The 4,705-nt window shown below is 52.3% G+C and carries 4 protein-coding genes; 2 read left to right on the top strand and 2 right to left on the bottom strand.

Annotation, left to right across the window (positions count from 1 at the left end):
• Positions 1 to 817 precede the first annotated feature (817 nt).
• Both J7M22_09380 and J7M22_09375 read left to right on the top strand, forming a co-directional pair.
• Entirely contained in the window at positions 818 to 2,299 is a 1,482-nt protein-coding gene (locus J7M22_09380) for an ATP-binding protein (GenBank protein ID MCD6506821.1), read from the top strand.
• Between the two features lie 100 nt (positions 2,300 to 2,399).
• Positions 2,400 to 2,648 (top strand): hypothetical protein, encoded by a 249-nt coding sequence (locus J7M22_09375; GenBank protein ID MCD6506820.1) that lies wholly within the window; start codon positions 2,400 to 2,402, stop codon positions 2,646 to 2,648.
• A gap of 292 nt (positions 2,649 to 2,940) precedes the next feature.
• Here J7M22_09375 and J7M22_09370 read toward each other — a convergent pair whose 3' ends face one another.
• Both J7M22_09370 and J7M22_09365 read right to left on the bottom strand, forming a co-directional pair.
• Positions 2,941 to 4,233, bottom strand: a complete 1,293-nt coding sequence (locus J7M22_09370) for a sulfatase (protein MCD6506819.1) — start codon at positions 4,231 to 4,233, stop codon at positions 2,941 to 2,943.
• Positions 4,234 to 4,279: 46 nt separating this feature from the next.
• A partial coding sequence (locus tag J7M22_09365; protein MCD6506818.1) for a hypothetical protein occupies positions 4,280 to 4,705 on the bottom strand: 426 nt, incomplete at its 5' end.

Genomic DNA, 4,705 nt, shown 5'->3' with positions numbered 1-4,705 from the left:
TCCATAAGATAGGATATCATCACTATGGGGAAGAAGATCTCCATTTGTTTTCTCCTTTTACAGTTCCTTTTTAGAGATGATACCTTCTCCCCCTTTCATCTGGCAACCAAAATCTGCGGAACTATAGCTCTTTATGTCCTTCAGAAATGAGCGAATGCTCATTTGGAGAATGAGTATGCTCATTTAAATGAGCGATTACGCAATTTCTTCTTTCAATTCTTCGCCACCACCCATAGTTTGGAGTGCATTGGAGTCGCCCATGAAGCCTTCTCGGAAAACGGTGAGTATAACTTTCGATTACACCGCCTGGAGTGGGTAAAAGAAGCCATAAAGGTTAAAAGCTACGATCAGAAAGCCTTATCGGCAGCCATCGAGGTGGATCTGGAGATCAGATAATCTAGGTGAAGCTGCTCAAGCCGGATATTTCCCCTGGGATGCCCCTGCCTTTGAGATCGTAAGGGAATTTCTCCACTCACTCTAACGCGAGATCTTCCCTTCTTTCTATCCTCATAGGCTATTGGGAAGCACCAAGGCCGTTATAGCCCCTATTCGCCATTCGCTATTCGCCACTCGCCTCTTCACAGGCTGACGTACGATTTGTCACTGATGGAACGATATGAATCGTCCCCAGGTTTGCCCTTCCACGTTTTTGAAGAGCAAAAAGGCGGAGGAATAACCTTAACTGACTTAAGACACCGTCGACTCCTATCTGTATAGCAACGATGAAAGTTCCCCTATGACCTTGAAGGAGCGAAATTTGGATAGTATAATATCCAGATGAGGGGAAATTTGGATATTATAGCATCCAGGTTGGGAAATGGTGAAGATATCTGAAATAGCAGGGCAAAACCCGTGGTGGGTCCACGGAGAGGAGTTCATCCATTACGATCCCAGCTTCAAAAAGGCCACCCCCATCTTCTTTAAAAGGAAGGCGATAGATCTGAAAAAGGGGAACATCTATATCCTCAGGGGATGTAGACAAGCTGGGAAGACCACGTATCTCAAGGATACGATAAAGGAGCTCATACAACGGAGTGTTCCGCCGAGACATATACTCTATCTCTCACTCGACTTCTTCACATCAAGGAGGGAACTGAGGAATGCGTTGAACTACTTCCTCGAAATGACGTGGGAGGCGGAGGAGATATATCTCTTCCTGGATGAAATCACGTCTCTGGAGGATTGGAACCTGGAGCTCAAATACCTTGCAGATCGAGGGATAGCAGAGAGAGCCATTACCGTCTGCACCGGTTCAAGCGCCCCAAGGCTCAAGGAGAAAGGGGAGCTTCTCCCCGGAAGGGGACTTGAGGGGAACGAATACCACTTCAAACCCCTGACCTTTCGGGATTTCCTCCTCCAGGTTATGGACTATATCAGGAGAACTAAGCCGACGGGAGAGCTTTCCAGGAAACTTGAGAGGCTGGAGGAAATCCTTCCAGAATCTCACCTGAGGATAGAGGAGGATCTGAGAAAGATCCGAGGGGTGATATTCGAGATAGCGCCTTATTATGATGTGATTCAAAACCTCTTCGGGATCTATCTCCTAACAGGTGGCATCCCTATGGTGGTCAACCGCTACCTCGAAAGCGGGAAGATCGACCCTTCACTCTCGGAGGTCTTCATAAGGAGCGTGTTGGGCGATCTCTCCAAGCTCCAAAGACAGGAAACCGTCGCGAGGGAGCTTCTGAAGGGCATCCTGGATAGATACGGCTCAAGATACAGCTTCTCCAAGCTCTCCAGAGGGATGGAGCGAACTCATGTGACGACTATAGATTACCTCCAGCTCATGGAGGAGTCTTTCATACTCCTCATCCACTACGCCTATGACTTCGGCAGGAGGGAGGCTAAGTTCAAGGGCGACAAGAAGATTTACTTCCTCGATCCTTTCATCCTCCACTCTGTGAGGAGCTATCTAAGCGGTAGGGATGTCTGGGATGTGATCTCGGGAACATTGCAGGATGAAAGCGCCTTGGGAAGCCTCGTGGAAGGGGTCGTGATCTCCCATCTTCTCACCCATGGTGAGATACCTTACCTCAGAAGAGGGTTGACGTTCCTATGGAGCTACTACGACAAGTCCCGAAGGGAGATAGACGCCGTTATCAAAGTGAACGGCGGGAGATACAGGGGGATTGAGGTGAAATACCAGGCACAGGTGAACAAGAGGGATGTCAGGAAGGTCCCACAGATCAGGGATTACATAATCCTCAGCAGGGGAGATATGGGTGGTGATGAAGGCCTTTTGATTGTCCCCGCCTCGCTTCTTCTAGCCCTCCTGCCCAAATCTGAGGGGAATCTCTAACGGAAAGGAGGATGTTGAAATTCGAATTGGAGGGATAGGTCATGACTGCGTTTCATACAATCGCGGTCCACATGAGGATATACTGGCCGGTCGCCTGACCATGAATGTCTTCGCCGCCGACCTTTGGGAGGTGTTCCGGGGCGGGGCGCCGGACGAATACCGCGATCCCGACAGCTTCTTCCAGAAGGCATACCTCACCGATGGTCTGAAACACCTGCTCGCTGTGGACGAGAGATCGAAAAGATCCGGGAACTCACGAAAGGATACGGGGTACGAATTGAGGATTTACTTCGTGAAAGGAACATGGTTAGATTCACCAATCTCACTCCTCAAGCTGAAGAGGAGATAAGAAAATACCTCTCAAGTTCGGAGTTCCGACGAGGAGATAACCCTGAATCACTACAAATGGAGATCGAGTGGGATCGTATCGAGCATGATCGCCAGCAGTAGGAGAAGAAGCGGAGATAATCAAGGCGGAGGCGAAGGTTTGCCGATATTGTGGTCGGGAGTTGCCGAAAGAGACTAACGGCGAATAGCGAGTGGCGAATGGCGAGCAAGGATGGATCCTCCACTCGCCATTCGCTATTCGTCACTCGCTCAATCGAAATTGAAATCGGAATGCCGCCTGTTCTACATCGAGCTCAGGGTATCACGATCGTCTCCTCGGTCGGCGACAGCCCATCCGGATCGTTGACTCGAGCGCCGGAGGGCGCGGGGACAGGGCCTTTAAGGAGTGGATCGTCGGTGGCCCTCATCCATCGCTCCAGCCGATCTCGCATCTCATCGAGCACATCGGACATCGACGGATCACCCGCCAGGTTACACGCCTCATTCGGATCGAAGATCAGGTCGTATAGCTGTTCCTGTGGGACGTAACGGTCCCTCCAGCCGTGTTTCAGCCACATATCCTTGCTGGGGCTGTCGTCGCAGTTCGGCAGAACGGGCCTCGTTCGATCCCCAAAGCGACGAATATATTTCCACCTCTTGGTTCGAACGGCCCGCTGGGGCTCGTAGGCGGCGTGATATGTCACCTCGGCGAATATCTCCTCATTTATCTCCTCAACCTCGCCTCGTATCAACGGCATCATCGATTTGCCCTGTAGCCACCGCGGATGCTCGATCTCCAGGAGGTCACATATGGTCGGGAAGACGTCGATGTGGGAGACCATGGCATCTATGACCCGACCGCCTGAAAACCCGCCGGGCCCCCTCATGATCAGCATCACCCCGATCCCGTGATCCGTAAGGTTGCATTTCATGTAGGGGAAGGCTATGCCGTGGTCGGTCGTGCAGATGATCAGGGTGTTCTCCGAAAGGCCGTTTCTCTCAAGCGCCTCGATGATCTCTCCCACATAACGATCGAATATCCTGGCGCTGGTTTTGAAGGCCGCCATATCGTATCGGGTTTGAGGCGTGTCGGGCAAGGGCGCCGGAGGCATGCAGTATCGAGGATCGTCCTCAGGCCCTGGCTCGGGAAATTTGCGGTGTGTCACGTTGAACCCCACCGAGAGGAAGAAGGGCTGTGGCGGATCGTCGTTTAGGAACTTCACAGCGACCGATGCCGCCTCGTTGCCGCGCGTGGTCAGGATCCGGTCGTACCCTATGACCTTGGGGTCCCTGGCGATATGCTGAATACCGCTCAGGAATGAGCGATACCCGGCCTTCCTGAGGGTATGGATTATGTGTTGGCTGTAATCTTTGAGCGAAAAACCCCTGTGTGCCAGGCCGATCATGCCGCTGCTGTGCGCCGATTGTCCCGTCAGAAGGGCGGCACGGCTGGGCGAGCAGGTCGGCGCCGCGCAGAAGGCCTGCCGGAACAGAACCCCCTCCTCGGCAAGCCGCTGAATGTTAGGGGTCTCAATGGCATGACCGTAGGGCTGAACATAACGGCCCGTATCATGGGAATGTATGTAAAGTATGTTGGGACGGTTCATCTCTTCCCTCCTTTCAGACTCCTTTCAGACTCCTACGGGGAAAGGATCAGCCAGACAGGGCTGGACCACGCCTGTGCTCCGGAAGCACAGGTAACATGACCGTGGGAGCTACGATCTGAACCCAAGCAGGTTGACCGCCGGGAGCCTCGAGAGTCAATATTCTGCGGTAGAGATCGTTCATCTTCGCTTCCCCAAGGATATCTTCCCAAAGCTTTATAATACAACGGTCGGGATTCTGAGTCAACATCGGGCGATTTATTACAGGGCTTTTCAACGCTTTGATAAGGGTAAAATCTCCCCTCCCAGCACCAAAGGCCGAAACACACCAGATGAGATCCGCCGAGGGAAGGCCAAATCGGGAACCACTCGCTTTCATTGCTATGCCACCGCTTATGTTATCAAGAAGAACAAGCGCGTTACTCTGGCTTTGACCTATGTGCGAGGGGATGACAGGTTGATAGAGGTGCTGGAG

It is taken from the genome of Candidatus Poribacteria bacterium, from assembly GCA_021162805.1.
GTDB lineage: Bacteria > Poribacteria > WGA-4E > B28-G17 > B28-G17 > JAGGXZ01.
The sequence above is the reverse complement of the archived record's forward strand: the minus strand, read 5'-3'. Positions and strand labels throughout refer to the sequence as shown.

Bases quoted from the DNA above. Each gene is read 5' to 3' on its own strand.
- J7M22_09375 (MCD6506820.1), top strand. From the start codon at position 2,400: ATGAATGTCTTCGCCGCCGACCTTTGGGAGGTGTTCCGGGGCGGGGCG.
- J7M22_09370 (MCD6506819.1), bottom strand. From the start codon at position 4,233: ATGAACCGTCCCAACATACTTTACATACATTCCCATGATACGGGCCGT.
- J7M22_09380 (MCD6506821.1), top strand. From the start codon at position 818: ATGGTGAAGATATCTGAAATAGCAGGGCAAAACCCGTGGTGGGTCCAC.